Below are 18,404 nucleotides of genomic sequence, written 5' to 3' on the forward strand. Positions count from 1 at the left end.
AACGGCATCTCCGCCCGCCATGCACGCGCCAGTTGACGCGCCTCTGCTTGCGTCCGTATCCCCGGGCCATGACCAATCACAACGCCACCACACCAAAGCCGATCAAGAAGGCGGTTTTCCCCGTTGCCGGCCTTGGCACACGCTTCCTGCCCGCGACCAAAGCGATCCCGAAGGAACTGCTGCCCATCGTTGATCGTCCGCTGATCCAATATGCGGTGGACGAAGCGCGCGAGGCCGGAATCGAGCAGATGATCTTCGTCACCGGCCGCGGCAAAACCGCAATCGTTGAGCATTTCGATGTCGCTTATGAGCTGGAAAGCACGATGAGCGAGCGCGGCAAAAAAATGGCTGTGCTCGAGCCGACCCGTGCCACCCCCGGCGATATCATCACCGTTCGCCAGCAAGTGCCGATGGGTCTTGGCCACGCGATCTGGTGCGCACGGGCGATTGTCGGTGATGAGCCATTTTCGATCTTCCTTCCCGATGAGCTGATGATTGGAAAGAAAGGTGGAACCGGGTGTATGAAACAAATGGTCGATGCCTATCAGCAGACCGGCGGCAATCTGATCAGCGTGCTGGAGGTGCCGCGCGACGAGGTCTCAAGTTACGGCGTGATTGATCCGGGCGCAGAGAATGGAGCGCTGACTGAGGTGCGCGGGCTGGTTGAGAAACCCACCGTGGATGAAGCGCCATCCAACAAAATTATCTCAGGACGCTACATCCTACAGCCAGAGGTGATGCGCACGCTAGAAACACAGGGCAAAGGTGCAGGCGGCGAAATTCAACTGACCGATGCAATGGCGCGGATGATTGGCTCGCAGCCATTTCACGCAGTGACTTTCGATGGCAATCGCTATGATTGCGGAAGTAAAGTCGGCTTTGTCGAGGCGACTCTGGCTCTCGCATTGGAGCGCGAAGATATGGGTGCGGAAGTGCGCGCCATGGCGACGAGATTGTTGGGTTAGCTTCCCTCGAACCCAAAAGTCGTCATGCTGAACTTGTTTCAGCATAACCATAAGCAAAAGGGCGCTGCCCCAGATAGCACAGCGCCTTGATTTGCGATGGACCCTGAAACGAGTTCAGGGTGACGATGTATGTTTACTCAGCCGCTTCGTGACCTCCGCCGCTGCCGTCCGCCAAAGAGGCGCCTGGCTTTGACGCGTGGTCCGCTTCCGCTTCGATAACCTGCTTCTCAACATCGCTGAGAACTTCGGTCAGCGTTGGCGTTTCGCCATCATTGCTCTCTTGCGCCGCCGCTTCCACGAGTGATCCGAGCGAAGAGCCATTGAGGCCCAGCTCTTTCATCAATCCATCAAGCACCGGGGCCTGAGCGCGGTAAGCAAGAGCTGCTGAAACCGCATCGGTGGCAAGGTTGCCGGAACCGCCGCCTGCGCCGCCGCCATCATTGGCCGCGCCATTGCCAGAGCCGCCATTGGTGAGCCCGTCGACCTGAACGATCTTGATCGAGTCGATCGCTTCCATCGGTTTCGCGCTTTCACGGATAACCTCTGGCAGCACTTTGAGCAGAGCCAGCTTGGTCTGCAGGCTGATTTGATCCATCGAGAGGATGTTGGCCGCCTCGTTTATCGCCTCCTGACCAGCTGCTTCGACTTCGAAGCGAACTCGGTCGGCTTCGGCGCGCAAGATCTCAGCATCCGCGTCGCCCTTTGCCTCAAGTCGGGCTGCCTCAGCACGGTTGGTTGCCGCGTCTTTCTCAGCTTCAGCCTCGACCTTGATGCCAATCGCTTCGCGCTCCGCAACTTTCGCCGCTTCGATCAGTTCAATCTTCTTCTGACGTTCGGCAATCTCGCTCTCACGAGAGGTCGCAACCTGCTCTTCAGCAGCAACCGCTTTGGCACGAGCCGCATCGGCCTCTGCCTTGGCCTGGCTTTCCTCGCGTGACTTGTTCTGAACCGCGATCTGCTGCTCTTGGCGGGCAATCTCGAGCGCTCGAGTCTGATCGATCCGGGCTTCCTCAACCAAACGATCCGCTTCGATCTGCTGAGCATCGACCTGCTTTTTCGCCTCGATCTTCGCCGCATCTGCTTCGCGCTGGCGCTCTGCTTGCTCCCGGGCAATTTCCGCCATCTGAGCCGCACGGCGCACTTCAACCTCACGTTCCTGAGCAAGCCGTGCGTATTCCTGATCACGGCCGATTTCGAACGATTTGGCATCCGCCTCTAGGTTCTTTGTTTCCATCTGAACCCGCGTGTCTTGCTCAATATCGTTGCGCAGTTTCTTGCGCGCTTCAATTTGCTCGGTCAGCTTGGTCAGACCCTCGGCGTCAAACGCATTGTTGGCGTTGAAGTGCTCAATGCTCGTCTGGTCGAGACCAGTCAGCGAGACCGATTCCAATTCCAAACCATTCATGGCCAGATCGTTGGAGGAGACTTGCTGCACTTTCTGGACGAAATCCGCGCGCTGTTCGTGCAGTTCATTCATGCTCATGCCTGCTGCGACCGAGCGCAGCGCATCGACGAATTTACCTTCGACGAGGTCTTTGAGCATTTCTGGCTGCATCGTGCGCTGACCCAGGGTCTGCGCGGCCATCGCGATCGCTTCGGAGTCCGGGCGGACACGGACATAGAATTCCGCCTTCACATCGATCCGCAAGCGGTCGAGCGTGATCAGTGCCTCTCCATCGCGGCGAACCACCGCCAGCACCAAAGTGTTCATATTTACCGGCATGGTTTCGTGAAAAATGGGTAGCACCAGCGCGCCGCCATTCATCACGACCTTCTCGCCGCCAACACCGGTCCGCACAAAGGCGATTTCCTTCGATGCCCTGCGGTAAAGCCGCATCAGGAAACCGATAACGATGATGAAGAACAACAGGCCTGCGCCTATGAGTATAGCTAAGTCAAAAAATTCTGGCATTTTCTCTCCTATGAGGTTTCGATTTTTGGGCTGAACCTAGTTTAATTCAAGCAAGCGATTTTCGTAGCGAATGGCGAAGAACGTTCCTTCTTCGCGGCGCACCAGCAGAACTGTTTCGCCTGCGCGCAATTCCGCGCTCGGATCATGGGGTTCAACCATGACAAAATGAGGTTGTTTGAAACGATCGAGCACTTTGGCCCGCGCTGGTGACCCGGCGCGCGCGGTACCCGTCTGGATGATCGCATCGCGCCTGATTAAGCTGCTCAACCCAACCGCGCTCGTCTCATCCTTGGGCAGCAGCGCACCAACCGGCCTGACGAAAGCAGCATTGGCGGGCACGGCGGCAAATCCAGCAAGCGGCGCGGCCAGCCATGCGGGCAGCGGTGCGCCGAGCAAGCCTGCGATCACGGACTGACCGATCACACCAATTGACGCAAAGACCAGCAGCAGACCGGCGAGCCAGATCAGGAAGGGCACTCGGCCAAACCCAAGCAGGCTGAGCAATCCATCCATAAACCCGCCGGATGTGATGGCTTCGATACCATCAGTATCGACATCAACATCGAGATCTAAATCAACGTCGACATCTGTCCCATCAAACATATCCGCCACGCCCACCACTTGCGCGATGGCTATGATCGCGAGCAGCATTAATGCGATCGCAAATGGCAGATTGTGTATCTCAAACAGGCTCAACGGCCCGTCGCTGCACCAATAGCAACGCCTCTGTTCCAAGTTTTTCCCATGAACGCAGTGTTAACACATGTTGCAAGCAAATAACAGGAAAATCGTGATGGCAGATTGAATAATGCGCAAACGCCATCAATATTGTTATCCAGACCTTGTTTTATTGCAACCACTCCCCATATTGGGGGATTAGGAGGCTGCAATTCGCAGCGGTAAAGCCTTTAAACCACCAACAAATGTCGACTTGGCGCGTTTGGCTTCTCCGGCCAGTTCAACACTTTCAATCCGGTCGAGCAATTCTTCAAACAGAATACGCATTTCAAGGCGCGCGAGATGCAATCCCAGGCACTGATGCGCGCCCGCGCCAAAAGCGAGATGCCGATTGGGTGAGCGCCCAGCGTCAAAGCGTCGTGGGTCAGGAAATTGCGCCGGATCATGATTGGCCGCGACGTAATTGATCATCAGCCAATCGCCCTTGCGAATTTTCTGCCCGCAAAGCTCCACATCCTCAGCCGCAGTGCGCATGAAGTGTTGTACCGGAGAGGTCCAGCGAATCGCCTCTTCAACGATACCGGGCAACAGGCTGCGATCGGCCCTTACCCGCGCAAATTGCTCTGGATCTTGGGCTAGTGCCATCATCGCACCTGCGGTCGAAGCGCTGGTCGTATCATGCCCAGCCGCCGCAAGAATAATGTAATAGCCCATCATATCGCGGTCGTTGAGCGGCGCGCCATCGACGGTCGCATTGGCAATCACGCTCGCCACATCGCCCGTAGGCTTGGCGCGCTTCTGCGCTGTAATCCTGGCAAAATAGGCCTCAAAATCTTTCACGGCCCCGGCAACTAACTGCGTGATCTGCTCCGGCGTCATATTCGCCATGCCCGACTGATTTAGCTCGTCGTCCTGTCCGCCAAACATCTGCTGGGTCAGCATCAGCATGCGCGGCTCATCCTCCTCGGGCACGCCAAGAATCTGCATCACCACATGCAAGGGATAGGGCGCAGATACGAGCTTCACGAAGTCAGCATCCGGTCCTGCCGCTAGCAAGCGGTCGACCGTCCGCTTTGCCAGGCTGCGGATCTCCGCCTCAACCGTGCGCAGGTTCTTGGGCATGAACCATTCCTGCGTCAGCTTGCGATATTTCATGTGGATCGGCGCATCAAAGGTGACGAGGCTGGCTACCATATGCTCGCTGCCGCCGGTCATGGCCTTGGCGAATTCAATTCCCTCATCGAGCGAGAACACCACCGTTTGCGGATTGTTGAGAAAGGTCTGATTGTCTTTCGACACCTGCATCACCGCGTCATAGCCCGTGACCAGCCAGAACGACCGGTGGAGCCCTTCTTCTCCCTCAATCCTGACAACCGGCGTTTCAGCTCGGATCGCATCGAACCGGTCGAGCAGGCTGTCCCACTCCGCATAGCTCGCCGGGTCAATCACCGCGCGGGCCAGCTCCGCATCCAGCACTGGACCGTTTGTCATCAGGCCCCTCCCGCTCTTGTTTTGGCTTCATATTCATCTCTCAGCTCGCGCTTATAGAGTTTACCATTGGCCTCACGCGGCAGATCGGGGCGGAAATCAAACAGTTTAGGCATTTTGATGCGCGCGAGATTGGGGGCGAGAAATTCGCGCAGCTCCGCCTCCAACCCCTCTCCAGCATCGCCCATATCCACCGGCTGCACCACGGCGACAACCTTCTCGCCAAGATCGGGGCAGGGTGCACCAATCACGGCCGCATCCATAACCTTGGCGTGGGTTTGCAGCAGGTTTTCGACCTCCTGCGGATAGATATTGACCCCGCCAGAAATGATCATGTGGCTCTTTCGATCGGTCAGATAGAGAAAACCGTCCTCATCGACATGGCCGATATCGCCCAATGTCATCCACCCTTTGGGATGCATCGCCTCGGCGGTCTTGACCGGATCGTTGTGATAGGTCGGCAGGATATCGTTTTCGAAATAGATCAGACCATCCTCGCCGGCGCCAACCTCCTCACCATCGGGGCCGCAGATATGCAGCTTGCCATGGATTGCGCGGCCAACACTGCCCGGATGAGTCAGCCAGTCCGGCGCCTTCACTAGGGTCATGCCAATGCCCTCGCTACCGGCGTAATATTCATTCACGATCGGACCCCACCACTCGATCATCTCTCGCTTGATTGGCACGGGGCAAGGGGCGGCGGCATGGAGCGCGCGCTGATGGCTGGAAAGATCATATTTGGAGCGCGTCTGCTCATCCAATTTCAGGAAACGCACGAAATGGGTCGGCACCCATTGGCTGTCGGTGACCTTGTACGTCTCGATCGCGGCCAGCGCATTTTCCGGATCGAACTTCTCCATCAAGACAACCGTTCCGCCGAGCCGGTGGACTGTCGAGCACCAGCCGATGGGCGCGGCATGATAGAGCGGCGCTGGCGAGAGATAGATCATCGAGCCATCCGCTGGCATGCCAGCGCCCATCATACCCAGCGCCATGAGAGGATTGGGAGCCTGCGGATCGGGATCTTCTGGCGGAGCGGGGCGCACGCCCTTGGGCCGCCCGGTAGTGCCGCTGGAATACAGCATCACAAGACCAGCGGTTTGATCGGCCAATGGCTCGGGACTCTCCGCGCTCAATGCCGCGGCGAAATCCTGCGCATCTCCGCTGTCCATTATGAGCATATCGAGATCCGGACATTCCGCACGCACCGTCCCCAGCACATCGGCGAACGCCCCCGATGTGATCAGCAGCTTGGTCTCGCTGTCTCGAAGGATATAGGCGATTTCTGGCCCGGTCAGCCGGGTGGAAATCGGCACCAGCATCGTTCCTGCTCGCTGAGAGCCCCAGATGATAGTGAAATACTCCATCCGGTTTTCCAGCAGAACCGCGAAGGCTTGATCCGGCTTCACACCGCGCGCGCGCAGCAGGTGCGCGAACTGATTGGCCTGGTTTTCCAGCTCACCAAAAGTCAGCGCCTCCCCGCTGCTCGCCATGATTACAGCGGCTTGGTCTGGGCGGTTTTGCGCATGCGCAATTGGATGCAGGCTCATCGATATCTCTCCCATGCGGCGCATTGAGGCCGTCAGTTGCGAGACGAAACCTAGCTTGCGCAGCGCAGCTCGCAAGTCAATTCGCAGAAATATTGGGTGCCGTTGAACGAGCGGGAACGCGCCCAGAAAAAAGGCGGCGGGATAACCCGCCGCCTATGTTCGAACACCCTCTCCAATGTTCGATCCCGCGTTCAGCGGGTAAACTCTTAAAAGCGCGCTGAGCCCCTAAGGGCTTATTCGCCGCCGCGTCCTTCAAGGACGGCCTGACGGTCAAATTGCTGCTGCGCTTGTGTCTCTACCATATAGGGAATAGGATTGACCGCAACCCCATCAATCCGCACTTCATAATGCAGGTGCGGGCCAGTGGAGCGGCCGGTTGAACCGACATAGCCGATGATGTCGCCCTTTTTCACACGCTCACCAGCAGCAACCGCCAGTTTCGACATGTGGGCATAGCGCGTTTCAAGGTCAGCGCCGTGATCGATGCGAATGTAAAGGCCGTAGCTAGAGAACCATTGCGCCTTGCCAACAATACCGTCAGCGGTTGCAAAAATTGGAGTGCCCGTTGGCGCGGCAAGATCAACACCTTTGTGAGCCCGGCGTTGGCGCAGAACGGGGTGATTGCGCATGCCGTATCCGCTGGTTAGTTTGAAACCGTCCAATGGCATGCGTGATGGGATAGCAATGCTGGGTTGTTCAGTTGGAGCGTTTGGCCCCGCGTTATCGAGCGCCTGCCAGTTGGCGAACAGCTGCCTGAACTGCACGTCGCCGCTCGTCAGATTATCATCCTGGGCCGCGCGGATCGGCTCGCTAATATCAACAGCAGCGTTAGCTGAACTGTTAGCTGAAGCTGGCGCTGCGGCGGCGATTGCCGCCATGCCAAATGCGCTCAAAGCAGCTCTAGCAATGTGACGCTTCGTAAGCGTTGTCATCAAATGATGCCCTAAATTTCGGCGCAATTGCGCCCGATTCCGTTTCGAAAGGACTTATTCGGGTTCAAATCTTAAAGAGCAACTTAACTGTAGAACTCCCGCGATAAACCGGCTGCAAGACGCGCTGAGTCGTTAAATGGCGGTTTAACGGCGCCCCGAAAGTAAGTTTTTACTAACCTTTTCCACGTGGATTCGGGCGATTCCTGCGCCTTATCGGCCAATGCGATAAAGTGTTTGGTGCCAAACGCGACATGGCGAATTTCGTCGTCAAGGATCTCGCGCCAAAATTTTTGCGCCGCTCTCATCACCTGCTGCCCGGACCCGCTCTAGGGTTGCTGGCGTGACGTCCAATCCCCGCGCCTCCAACACCATCGGGACAATAGCGAGACGCGCTAGGACATCGTGCTTGGTCTCGTCTGCCGCCTGCCACAATCCGCCATGAGCTGGCAGCGCGCCGTAATAGCTGCCAAGCGTCTTGAGCTTACGGTCGAGCAGAGCGAAATGCATCGCCTCATCAGCAGCAACACTCAGGAAATCAGAGACAAATTCCTCACCCATCTGCTCGCCGAAACGGCCCGCCATATCGAGCGCGAGATCAATCGCGACAAATTCAATGTGCGCGAGACTGTGCCACAAGGCGATCCGGCCGCGCTCTGATCCGCCTTTGCCGCGCTTGGGCATGTGACTGGGCGGCAAGAGCTCCGGCTCGCTGGGCCGCGCGGGCTCATCTGGCATCGTGACGTCAAACTGCCATTCTAGCGCACCCTTGTTCCAACGGCGCACGACATCACGCGTTGCAAAGCATTTTGCGCGCGGATCAGCGGTGAGCAGTGCGCCGCGAATGGCAGAGGCCAAGGATTGCATTGGAGCTTAGAGCGCCTTTGCGGCGGCGAGCACTTCTTCGGCGTGGCCTTTGACCTTCACCTTGTTCCAGACCTGCGCAATCTTGCCGTCTGCGCCGACCAGATAGGTAGTACGCACCATGCCCATATAGGTCTTGCCATACATCTGTTTCTCGGCCCAAACGCCGAGCGTATCAGACAATCCGCCTTCTTCCGCATCGGTCGCCAGAGGGGTTGTGAGATCGTGCTTGGCGATAAAGTTCTGGTGCTTCTTCGCGCTGTCCTTGCTGACGCCAAGCAGCTCCGTTCCCGCCGCATCGAATTCGCCTTTAAGCGCAGTGAAGTCCTTAGCCTCGGTCGTGCAGCCCGGCGTGTTGTCCTTGGGATAGAAGAACAGCACCAGCTTCTTGCCGTGGAAATCCGACGGCTTCACCGTACCGCCATCGGGCGTGCCCATTTCAATATCGGGCAGGGCGTCACCAACGCTCGCAAAATCGCTCATTCGTCAATCTCCAATTGGTACTCGAGAATCGCCTCCCAAGCTTTGGCGACCTCATGCCGCGCCTCGGTTAGGCTGTGCAAGAGGCCTTTGTAATTCTGCGCCTTGCAGGCCCGCGCCAGCGCATCGGCAGCAGCGGGCGGAGGCTCCTTGCCATCGGGCGCAAGCAAGCGCCCCGCTACCAGAATACGGGTCATCAAATCATAGGCAGCAATCATTGGCTGCGGTAAAGCGCCATCCCGCACCAGCATGGGAATGGCCGCACCAAGATCAGGATCGAGCCCCTCACCATCGCGCAGTTGCAGGAAGTGGATGAGGAACTCAAAATCAACCAACCCGCCGCGTAGCAACTTCACATCCAGCGGCCCGCGAGCAGGCTTATGCTGCGCCATTTCACTCCGCATGGTCAGCACATTTATGCGCAGTTCCGCCGGATCGCGCGGCTTACAAAGCACCCCGGTGATGATTTCGTTGAGCTGGCCGCGCGCCGCAGCTGGCCCGATCAAAACCCTCGCTCTCGCCAGTGCCATATGTTCCCAGGTCCAGGCCGCCTCGCGCTGATATTTGGCGAAGGCTTCGAGCGATACCGCCAGCGGGCCTTGGTTCCCCTGCGGGCGCAGTCGTGTGTCCACTTCATAGAGCGCACCTTGCGCCGTAGGGACAGATAGAGCTGCGCTAATGCGGCTGGCCAAGCGGTTGTAATAAAGCGTTGCGCCAAGCGACCGTTCACCGTCGGACTGCGCATCGAAATCGCCTGAGAACAGATAGATAATGTCCAAGTCAGATGCGTGAGTCAGCGCCCCACCACCAAATCTGCCCAGCCCTAAGACGCAGACCTCGCTGCCGTTGATCTGTCCGTGCACACGCTCGAATTCGCGCGCGGCTGCATCCGCTGCCACTTTCAGCCCCGCCTCGGCCACGCGCGACAGACCGCTCGCAATGTCAATCGGATCGCTCAGCGCCTCGATCAGCTGCACGCCGAGCGCAAAGCGTTGCTCGCCTGTAACCACGCGAATAGCGTCCAATTGCGCCTCGTAATCATCGCGGGCCGCGATCCGCCGCATATCTTCGGCGATTTCAGCAACAGCACCTGGCAGCTCCAACGCGCTCTCATCAATCAGAATATCGAGCAGTTCCGGGCGGCGGCCGAGCTCATCGGCCAGCATGGGCGACAAAGTGAGCGCGCCGACCAATTGCGCTAGCAGCGCCGGGCGCGCGGAGAGCAGGTGAAACAGGTTGATCGCAGAAGGCGCATTGGCGAGCACACTCTCCCACCGGGTCAGCGCGCGGTCCGGGTCATCCGCCCCCGCAAAAGCAGCCACCAGTTCAGGTAAAAGAGCATCGAACGCCGCAAGTGCTTGCGGGGTACGCAAACACTGATAGCGCCCCTCACGCCATCCCCTGATCCGCGCCGCCAGCCTGTCCGGCTCAGCAAAGCCCAGATTGTTCAATTGCTCCGTCAAGGCTTCGGCTTGTGGCGGCTCTGGCACGGGCGGAGAGGCGCTGACATCATCGCCGATGAGCTTGTCATAGACCGCGCCTGCCGCCTGCGTCAGCGCGTCCAGCTCTGCAATCAGCACCGCGCCATCTGCCAAACCGTCAAGCCGAGCGACCGCATCCAGGGCCGCGCCTTCGGGTAAGATATGCGTCTGGCGATCGTTCATCATTTGCAATCGATGCTCAATCACGCGCAGACGGTCATAAGTCGACCCCAGCAAAGCCGCTTCATCGCCATCAACTCGGCCAGCCACCACCAGAGCATCGAGCGCCGCGCACGTGCCCTTCACCCGCAGACTGGGATCGCGCCCACCATGAATAAGCTGATGGGTTTGCGCGAAGAACTCTATCTCACGAATGCCGCCGCGCCCGCGCTTCACATCAAAGCCAGGACCGGGGCGGAGCGGGCCGTCATGGTTTGCACGGATCTGTGCGGTAAGCTGACGGATTTCGTCGATCGCGCCGAAATCCAGACTGGATCGCCAAACGAAGGGCTGAATTCGCTGTAAAAACGCTTCACCTGCGGCGATGTCGCCGGCGCAAGCGCGCGACCGGATAAAGGCCGCACGCTCCCACGCCAAAGCAGCGCTCTCATAATGGGAAAGCGCCGCGCCTTCTGAAACGGCCAGTGGGCTTACCTCACTGGCTGGGCGCAGCCGCAGATCGACCCGAAAAGCAAAACCATCAGCAGTGTTTTCGGACAGCAATTGCACGATCTGGCGGGCATAACGCGCGGCTGCCTCGCCCGGCTCATCCTTGGTGCGGCGCGGCAGTGTCTCTGGATCGTAAAGCAGGATCGGATCAATGTCAGAAGAGTAATTGAGCTCTCGCGCACCCTGTTTGCCCAGCGCCAAGGCATAAAGCCCCTGCGCGGCCTCCCCATCGGTACGCTCTGCAATGACATGGGCAATCGCCCGGTCGAGCGCGCGGTCGGCGCAATCGGACAGCTCCTGCATCACGCGCGTGAGCGAGAAGGCCCCGGCCAGATCGCCTATGCCCAGCGCGACTGACAGAGCAATCCGCTCTCGCCGCAAGGCAACGCCGAGATCATCCGCGCCGTCACCAGCGCACTTCGCCCATGACAAAGCGCCCTCGGCATCTCCGCCACCCAGCAATTCGGCAAGCTGCGGCATCCGCTCTAGCCCGCGCGCCAGAAACGGCGCCTCGGCACGCGCCCGCGCCAATGCCCCATCCCAATCGTGCAAATTTGCCTGCGCCATCTCCGTCTCAATGACGCGCGAACGCTGGTCTCGCAAGCGCTCCGGTGATCGATCAGGCGCGCATCGCGCCTTGCGGGCCGCGCTCCGCTCTGCAAAAGGTGCGCGCAATGATTTTGGATGAGAGGAATCACCGACAATGATCAAACAAGCATTAAAGCTTGGCGGATTGGCCGCTTGCGCGTTCGCGCTGACGGCATGCGATGCGACGAGCTCGCTCGGCGGCGACACTGGCATGGACGGGATGGACATTCCTGAAGTGGCGGCAGGCGAGCTGTCTGAAGAGACAATGGTCGACATCACGCGGACGCTTTCCAGCGACGAGTTTGAGGGTCGTATGCCCGGCACCAAAGGCGAAGAACTGACCGTTGCCCTGCTGACCGAACGTTTCGAAGCCGCTGGCCTTCAGCCCGGCAATGGCGAGAGCTGGGTACAGGAAGTGCCGCTGGTAGAAATCACCGGCAAAAACTTTGCGCCGCTCACCATCACCAATGGCGATACCGATCTGGTCTATGATTTCGGTAGCGAATGGGTCGGCGTGACCTACCGCGAAGATGCGCAAACGCAGCTTACGAACAGCGAAATGGTATTCGTGGGGTACGGCATCAACGCACCAGAGCGCGATTGGAACGATTACGAAGGCGTCGATGTCAAAGGCAAAACCGTGGTCGTGCTGGTCAATGATCCTGACTATGAAACCACCGGCCTTGAAGGCAAATTCAACGGCCGCGCGATGACATTTTATGGCCGTTGGACCTACAAATATGAAGAGGCCGCCCGCCAGGGCGCAGCAGGCGTTCTGATTGTCCATGACACCGAACCTGCAAGCTATGGTTGGAACGTGGTTGAAAGCAGCTGGTCCGGCCCCCAAGCTTATCCCGCTCGCGGTGACAATCCTCCGCCGCTCACCACGATGAATGGCTGGATCCAGAAAGAGGCTGCGCGCGAATTGCTGGCCGCAGCAGGGCAAGATCTCGACGCGCTGACAGCGGCGGCGAAGACTGAAGGATTTGAAGCGGTTGAGCTGGGCATGTCAGCCTCCACCAGTTTTGAAAACGACATTCGCACGTTCAAATCGCAAAATGTCATCGGCGTTCTGCCGGGCAGCGAAGCGCCTGACGAATACATCATCCACACCGCGCACTGGGATCACCTTGGCCGCTGTAAACCAGCTCCCGATGGCGATGACATTTGCAACGGCGCAGTCGACAATGCGACCGGTACTGCGGCCTTGGTCGCTTTGGCCGAGGCGCATGCGAAAGCTGGCGCGCCTAAACGTAGTCTCGTGTTCCTGGCCGTGACGGCTGAGGAATCCGGCCTGCTCGGCGCATATTACTATGCCTCAAACCCAGTGTTCCCGCTGGATCAGACGGTTGGCGGGATCAACATGGATGCCTTCCAGGTTGCTGGCCCAGCCAAGGATGTGACCGTGGTTGGCCCGGGCAAGTCTCAACTCGACGCCTTTATGATGGCGGCGCTGGAGGCCGATGGCCGCACCATGACACCCAATCCGAAGCCAGAGGCGGGCTATTACTACCGCTCTGACCACTTCGCCTTTGCCAAGCAGGGCGTGCCAATGCTCTATATTGATGGCGGTGAAGACCTGGTCGAAGGCGGCATTGATGCGGGCGCCGCGGTGGCCAAAGATTACACCGAAAACCGCTATCACGGGCCAAAGGACGAGTTCAACGAAGAGTGGGACTGGTCCGGCGTGATGGGCGATTTGCAATTGTTCTACCGGATCGGGCGGATGATGGCGGAAAGCAGCAGCTGGCCGAATTGGAACGAAGGTGATGAGTTCAAAGCCACTCGCGATGAAAGCTGCGCCAGCGCCAAGACGGGCTGCTGATTCAGCACCCGTTTAGCTGACGAATCGAAAGCCGGTTCATGACCGTCCTGATGCCTCCTGAATGGGCACCGCAGGAATGGTTGTGGATCGGCTTTCCACATCTGGCCGAAGAATGGCCGGGTTTTCTTGCGGCTGCGCAGGAACAGATCGCGGCCTTTGCCAACGCTGTGGCTGACAGCGGTCAGGCAGTGCGTCTGCTCGTGCGCGATGAAGCGCACAAAGCCCGCGCCCGCGCTCTGGTGAGCAAGGCGGTGACGCTGGAACAGCGGATTTACGGCGATATTTGGCTGCGCGACACGGGGCCGCTGATCGTGTCTGATAATGGCGAGCGCGCCGCGCGCCGTTTCGGCTTTAATGGCTGGGGCGGCAAATATGAGATGGCGGGCGATGAGAGCATTGGCGCAGAATTGGCGCGTGATGCCGATCTGCCCCTCAAAACCTCGCCGATGATATTGGAAGGCGGCGCGGTGGAAGGCGACGGCACCGGGCTGTGCGCGGTGACTGAGCAATGCCTTTTGAACCCAAACCGCAATCCCGGCATGTCGCGCGCTGCAATCGAAGCGGAGCTTGAGCGCACGCTCGGGTTCGAACGGGTGCTGTGGCTCGGCGATGGCCTGATCAATGATCACACTGATGGCCATGTCGACAATCTGGCGCGCTTTGTTGGTCCCGACCTACTCGTTATTCCTCATGCCAAGGGCGATGATGATCCCAACGCAGCAATCTATGCGGATGCAAAGCGCCGCGCCGAAGCGTTTGGAGTGGAGGTGGTGACCATCCCATCGCCTGGACTGATCCTGCGCGATGGCGAGATTGAACCGGCAAGCTATGTAAATTTTGCCATCACCACGAACCTCGTCGTGGTGCCGACCTTTGGCTCAGTGCATGATACGGAGGGCGTCGCGGCGATCGCCGCGCTCTTCCCAGATCGGCAGACCATCGGCCTGCCAGCGGATGCCGTGCTCGCCGGCGGCGGCGGATTTCACTGCGCCAGCCAGCAAATGCCCTCTGCATTCATTTAGCCAATTGTGGTTAATCTTAACGACCTGTTAGCATTTGCCCGCGAACGTGGGCCTCATGGTCAAAGCAATCGCCATTACTCGCAAGCCTTTGCAGCTTGCAACGGCCCATCCGGTCGATATCGCCCGCTCGGTCATTGTGCTGGCATGCGGCGCGGCGCTGATCTTTGCCGGGCAACCGCTCCCACTGTAAGCTGCACTCGCTGTAACCAAACAGCAGATCCCAACGAATATCCCCGCATTGCTCAGCGGATATTTGAGGGACGCGCATGACAAAAACTCTACTCGGTCTGGCCATCGGCTCCGCCGCGTTGGCAATCGCTTCTGTCGCTGCTCCAGGTTTCAGCCAAGAGCAAAACCCGCCTGAGCAGACCGGAACTTTAGGCGAGCCTGTCCTGTTGGAATTGTTCACTAGTCAGGGCTGTTCATCCTGCCCTCCAGCGGACCGGCTGTCGGCCAAGCTAGCGAGAGAAAAGGACCTCGTCGTGATCGCTCGTCCGGTCACCTATTGGGACCGTTTAGGCTGGAAAGACACCCTTGCGCGCGAAGATAACACCAACCTGCAGCGCGACTATGCGCGACGCGGGCTCGCTGGGTATAACGGCGTCTACACCCCGCAATTGGTGATCGATGGAGAGCTCGGCCAGGTCGGCTCCAACGAGCGCATCAATCGCCGCCATATTGCGCTGGCGCGAGGATCACAAAGCGCCGCCATTCGCATCAAGCCAGCAGGCGGATTGGGCTATGGCATTGGCCTCAGCGGAACAGCCGAGAGACCCGCCGAGCTGGTGCTGATGGCGGTATCGAGCGAGGAAAGCGTCGCGATTGGCCGCGGAGAGAACGGCGGACGCCGCATCTCCTACACCAATGTTTTGCTGGATGAAAAAGTGCTGGCCCGCTGGGATGGTGGCACGGCAAGTGTTGAGCTGCGCCAAGACAGGCTAACCACACCGGGAGCAGATGCGCATGCTTTGGTCCTGCGCGAACCGAACGGCGGGCGAGTGCTCGCCGCGCGCTGGGTCCGCTAAAACAGACGGGTGAGAGCCGCAAAGGCAGCGGCGAACAGCACCAAGCCGACAAAACTCCGCCAGACCGTATCGCTGATCCGGCCATAGGCGAGGCCGCCTAGCCAATTGCCAAATATCACAGCGGGAAACAGCCCGGCCGACAAAAGCACCACTCGCTGATCAATCACGCCAGTCAAGGACCCTGAAATAATCGCTGCGATCGAAGCAATCGTGAAGATCAGCAGCATCGAAGCCTTGGCCGTGTCGCGCGGGATCGCCCGGCCGACGTAATAAGGCACAACCGGCGGCCCCGGCATACCAGCAAAGCCAGTGAGGATGCCGCTGGTCAGTCCGGTTACCCCTGTCTGGAGCGATCCGGGAACGCTGGCTGAACGCTGAGGCAAGAGCACCAGCGCAAAGGCTGACAAGGCCACCATTGCGATGAGCAGCCGCGCGAGATCAGGCGGCGTCACAGACAACAGCAGCAATCCCGGCGCGGTCGTGAGCGCGACAAGACCGCTGATCATCCATGCGGATTTTTCAGCGCCCAGCACCAAGCGCCTGATCTCCAAAAGACCGATAAACAGCATCAGGAAATTGGCGATCATCACCGCCTCAACCGGGGTCAAGGCTAGCGCCAAAACCGGCACCAGCAAGATCGCCATGCCGAACCCGGCCAGCCCGCGCACAAAGGACGCACCGATGGTCGCTGCGAACGCCGCCGCAATCTGCGCTGCATCAAGCCCGGCCAGCCATTCCATGATCTATGCGATCAAATGCGCTCAGGCGCAAAGATCAGGCGGGGTGGCCGCCTTTGTGATCAGCGCCAGGGCGTCATCCAAAGACAGCACTTGCTGGTCTTTCTCACCCAAGGTCCGCAGGGCAATCGTGCCCTCTTCTTCCTCGCGCTTGCCGACCACAAACAGATACGGAACCTTCGCCAGCGAGTGTTCGCGCACCTTATAGTTGATCTTCTCATTGCGAAGATCGCCTTCCACCCGGATTCCCGCCGCCTCCAGCTTCGCCATAACCTTTGTGGCATAGCCATCAACGTCCGACACAATCGGCGCAACCACGGCCTGAACCGGGGCAAGCCATGCTGGCAAACGGCCAGCATAATGCTCGATCAGAATGCCGATGAAGCGCTCATAAGAACCGAAAATCGCGCGGTGCAGCATAACCGGGCGGTGCTTGCCGCCATCCTCACCAACATAAGTCGCATCGAGACGGTCGGGCAGGACGCGGTCACCCTGGATCGTGCCAACTTGCCATGTCCGGCCAATCGCATCAGTCAGGTGCCATTCCAGCTTTGGCGCATAGAACGCGCCTTCGCCGGGCAGCTCTTTCCAGCCATATTCTTCATTGTCCATGCCCGCCTCGGCCACAGCATCGCGCAATTCCTGCTCCGCCTTGTCCCAATCGGCATCGGAGCCAAAGCGCTTTTCCGGACGCGTGGCGAGCTTAACATGATAGGTGAAGCCGAAATCCTTGTAGACACCGTTTGCAAGCTCACAGAATTTGCGCACCTCCTCGACCACTTGGTCTTCGGTGCAGAAAATATGCGCATCATCCTGAGTGAATTGACGCACCCGCATCAGGCCATGCAGCGCCCCGTGCGGCTCATTACGGTGACAGCAGCCCATTTCACCCAGCCGTATCGGAAGGTCGCGATAGGACGTGATGCCTTGCTTAAACACCAGCACGTGGGCGGGGCAATTCATCGGTTTGATCGCCATCCAATCGGCGTCTTTTTCAACCGCAGGTTTAGCCGGGCCATCGCCGTCTTCGTCCACTTCCGGGACCATATCAGGCACAGCAAACATATTTTCAGCATATTTGCCCCAGTGGCCGGATTGCTCCCACTGGCGGATATCCATCAGCTGCGGCGTCTTGATCTCGCGGTAGCCCCCGCCGTCCATCTTGCGGCGCATATAGGCCTCTAGCTCGCGCCAGATCCGGTAGCCTTTAGGGTGCCAGAACACGCTGCCATGGGCTTCTTCCTGAAGGTGGAACAGATCCATCTCGCGGCCCAATTTGCGGTGGTCGCGTTTGGCGGCTTCTTCCAACCGGTGAAGATGCTGTTTGAGCTGTTTCTTGTTGAGCCAACCAGTGCCGTAAATCCGCGTGAGCTGCGCATTGCGCTGATCACCGCGCCAATACGCGCCCGCCACCCGCATCAGCTTAAACGCCGCCGGATCCAGTTTGCCCGTGGAGGCCAAATGCGGCCCGCGGCACATATCGAGCCACGCCCCTTCGCTGCGTGGTTCGCCTGACCAATAAACGGTCAGCTCTTCGTTTTCAGGTAGTTCCTTGGCCCATTCAGCCTTAAACGCCTCACCGTCCGCTTCCCATTTCGCGATCAGATCAGCGCGCGCCCAAACCTCGCGCACCAATGGCTTATCGGCGGCGATGATCTCGCGCATTTTCTCTTCAATAGCGGGCAGATCATCCATGCTAAACGGCTCGCGGTCGGCCGGAGCCATCACGTCATAGTAAAAGCCATCATCGGTCGCGGGGCCAAAGGTGATCTGTGTGCCGGGATAGAGCGCCTGCACCGCCTCGGCCAGCACGTGCGCAAAGTCATGCCGCGCCAGTTCCAGCGCATCGGCTTCATCACGGCTAGTGATCAGCTCAAGCTCAGCGTCACCCTCGAACGGGCGACCAATATCGCGCACCTCTCCGTTGACGCGCGCGGCTAGCGCCGCCTTGGCAAGGCCTGGGCCAATCGCGGCGGCCACATCGGCCGGCGTGCTGCCTTCCGGCATTTCGCGCGTTGTGCCATCGGGCAGGCTGATTTTGAGCAATTCGGTCATCGTTCTTCCGTCTTGTTTGCGTTCACGCCCATGACACACTCACGCGCGCGCTTGAAGAGCGGTGTCTTGGTAATTTCAGCTTTTTCAGGAGGCTGACACCGCGCCGCCCGAAACCGAAAGTTCGGGGCGCGGGTGT

General features: G+C 59.0%; 14 protein-coding genes and 1 pseudogene. 5 read left to right on the top strand and 10 right to left on the bottom strand.

The genetic code is table 11. The features are described 5' to 3' along the window. The first annotated feature begins 68 nt into the window (after nt 1–68). Nucleotides 69–965 carry a UTP--glucose-1-phosphate uridylyltransferase GalU gene (galU, locus tag AC0V6O_RS14650; protein ID WP_486145165.1) on the top strand — a complete coding sequence of 299 codons (897 nt, stop codon included), beginning with the start codon at nt 69–71 and terminating at the stop codon, nt 963–965. 133 nt (nt 966–1,098) lie between these two features. On the opposite strand, the gene AC0V6O_RS14655 is transcribed toward galU, so the two are convergent. The 8 genes and pseudogenes from AC0V6O_RS14655 to glnE all read right to left on the bottom strand — a co-directional run bounded on the left by AC0V6O_RS14655 (nt 1,099) and on the right by glnE (nt 11,583). Continuing rightward, nucleotides 1,099–2,877, bottom strand: a complete 1,779-nt coding sequence (locus AC0V6O_RS14655) for a flotillin family protein (RefSeq protein ID WP_486145167.1) — start codon at nt 2,875–2,877, stop codon at nt 1,099–1,101. A 36-nt stretch (nt 2,878–2,913) separates the two neighbouring features. After that, nucleotides 2,914–3,612: an OB-fold-containig protein gene (locus tag AC0V6O_RS14660; RefSeq protein WP_486145169.1), complete on the bottom strand. Its 699-nt coding sequence runs from the start codon at nt 3,610–3,612 to the stop codon at nt 2,914–2,916. A 141-nt stretch (nt 3,613–3,753) separates the two neighbouring features. Beyond that, entirely contained in the window at nt 3,754–5,046 is a 1,293-nt protein-coding gene (locus tag AC0V6O_RS14665) for a cytochrome P450 (protein WP_486145171.1), read from the bottom strand. Further along, nucleotides 5,046–6,593 (bottom strand): acyl-CoA synthetase, encoded by a 1,548-nt coding sequence (locus AC0V6O_RS14670; RefSeq protein WP_486145173.1) that lies wholly within the window; start codon nt 6,591–6,593, stop codon nt 5,046–5,048. The genes AC0V6O_RS14665 and AC0V6O_RS14670 overlap by 1 nt, the downstream gene beginning before the upstream one ends. A gap of 233 nt (nt 6,594–6,826) precedes the next feature. Continuing rightward, nucleotides 6,827–7,525 (bottom strand): M23 family metallopeptidase, encoded by a 699-nt coding sequence (locus tag AC0V6O_RS14675; RefSeq protein ID WP_486145175.1) that lies wholly within the window; start codon nt 7,523–7,525, stop codon nt 6,827–6,829. Between the two features lie 83 nt (nt 7,526–7,608). Beyond that, nucleotides 7,609–8,389 (bottom strand): annotated as a pseudogene (locus AC0V6O_RS14680) (ferritin-like domain-containing protein). A gap of 6 nt (nt 8,390–8,395) precedes the next feature. Beyond that, on the bottom strand, nt 8,396–8,869 hold the full coding sequence (locus tag AC0V6O_RS14685; protein WP_486145177.1) for a peroxiredoxin: 474 nt from the start codon (nt 8,867–8,869) through the stop codon (nt 8,396–8,398). Further along, on the bottom strand, nt 8,866–11,583 hold the full coding sequence (gene glnE, locus AC0V6O_RS14690; protein ID WP_486145179.1) for a bifunctional [glutamate--ammonia ligase]-adenylyl-L-tyrosine phosphorylase/[glutamate--ammonia-ligase] adenylyltransferase: 2,718 nt from the start codon (nt 11,581–11,583) through the stop codon (nt 8,866–8,868). The genes AC0V6O_RS14685 and glnE overlap by 4 nt, the downstream gene beginning before the upstream one ends. A 136-nt stretch (nt 11,584–11,719) precedes the next feature. On the opposite strand from glnE, the gene AC0V6O_RS14695 reads away from it, so the two are divergent. From AC0V6O_RS14695 to AC0V6O_RS14710, 4 genes are all read left to right on the top strand, one after another. Next, on the top strand, nt 11,720–13,429 hold the full coding sequence (locus AC0V6O_RS14695; RefSeq protein WP_486145181.1) for a M28 family metallopeptidase: 1,710 nt from the start codon (nt 11,720–11,722) through the stop codon (nt 13,427–13,429). Between the two features lie 38 nt (nt 13,430–13,467). Then, complete coding sequence (locus tag AC0V6O_RS14700) at nt 13,468–14,451, top strand: agmatine deiminase family protein (protein ID WP_486145183.1); 984 nt, start codon at nt 13,468–13,470, stop codon at nt 14,449–14,451. 55 nt (nt 14,452–14,506) lie between these two features. Continuing rightward, on the top strand, nt 14,507–14,641 hold the full coding sequence (locus AC0V6O_RS14705) for a hypothetical protein (RefSeq protein ID WP_486145185.1): 135 nt from the start codon (nt 14,507–14,509) through the stop codon (nt 14,639–14,641). Between the two features lie 76 nt (nt 14,642–14,717). Beyond that, a complete protein-coding gene (locus AC0V6O_RS14710; protein ID WP_486145187.1) occupies nt 14,718–15,476 on the top strand; it encodes a DUF1223 domain-containing protein in 759 nt (252 codons plus the stop codon). On the opposite strand, the gene AC0V6O_RS14715 is transcribed toward AC0V6O_RS14710, so the two are convergent. Both AC0V6O_RS14715 and thrS read right to left on the bottom strand, forming a co-directional pair. Then, nucleotides 15,473–16,216, bottom strand: a complete 744-nt coding sequence (locus tag AC0V6O_RS14715) for a sulfite exporter TauE/SafE family protein (protein ID WP_486145189.1) — start codon at nt 16,214–16,216, stop codon at nt 15,473–15,475. The genes AC0V6O_RS14710 and AC0V6O_RS14715 overlap by 4 nt on opposite strands. A gap of 21 nt (nt 16,217–16,237) precedes the next feature. Further along, a complete protein-coding gene (gene thrS, locus AC0V6O_RS14720) occupies nt 16,238–18,268 on the bottom strand; it encodes a threonine--tRNA ligase (RefSeq protein WP_486145191.1) in 2,031 nt (676 codons plus the stop codon). Nucleotides 18,269–18,404 lie beyond the last annotated feature (136 nt).

This window comes from Erythrobacter sp. JB2-19 (assembly GCF_057365005.1).

Coding starts and splice junctions, on each gene's coding strand:
- galU (WP_486145165.1), top strand. CDS start 69: ATGACCAATCACAACGCCACCACACCAAAGCCGATCAAGAAGGCGGTT.
- AC0V6O_RS14655 (WP_486145167.1), bottom strand. CDS start 2,877: ATGCCAGAATTTTTTGACTTAGCTATACTCATAGGCGCAGGCCTGTTG.
- AC0V6O_RS14665 (WP_486145171.1), bottom strand. CDS start 5,046: ATGACAAACGGTCCAGTGCTGGATGCGGAGCTGGCCCGCGCGGTGATT.
- AC0V6O_RS14670 (WP_486145173.1), bottom strand. CDS start 6,593: ATGAGCCTGCATCCAATTGCGCATGCGCAAAACCGCCCAGACCAAGCC.
- AC0V6O_RS14675 (WP_486145175.1), bottom strand. CDS start 7,525: ATGACAACGCTTACGAAGCGTCACATTGCTAGAGCTGCTTTGAGCGCA.
- AC0V6O_RS14685 (WP_486145177.1), bottom strand. CDS start 8,869: ATGAGCGATTTTGCGAGCGTTGGTGACGCCCTGCCCGATATTGAAATG.
- glnE (WP_486145179.1), bottom strand. CDS start 11,583: ATGGCGCAGGCAAATTTGCACGATTGGGATGGGGCATTGGCGCGGGCG.
- AC0V6O_RS14695 (WP_486145181.1), top strand. CDS start 11,720: ATGATCAAACAAGCATTAAAGCTTGGCGGATTGGCCGCTTGCGCGTTC.
- AC0V6O_RS14700 (WP_486145183.1), top strand. CDS start 13,468: ATGACCGTCCTGATGCCTCCTGAATGGGCACCGCAGGAATGGTTGTGG.
- AC0V6O_RS14705 (WP_486145185.1), top strand. CDS start 14,507: ATGGTCAAAGCAATCGCCATTACTCGCAAGCCTTTGCAGCTTGCAACG.
- AC0V6O_RS14710 (WP_486145187.1), top strand. CDS start 14,718: ATGACAAAAACTCTACTCGGTCTGGCCATCGGCTCCGCCGCGTTGGCA.
- AC0V6O_RS14715 (WP_486145189.1), bottom strand. CDS start 16,216: ATGGAATGGCTGGCCGGGCTTGATGCAGCGCAGATTGCGGCGGCGTTC.
- thrS (WP_486145191.1), bottom strand. CDS start 18,268: ATGACCGAATTGCTCAAAATCAGCCTGCCCGATGGCACAACGCGCGAA.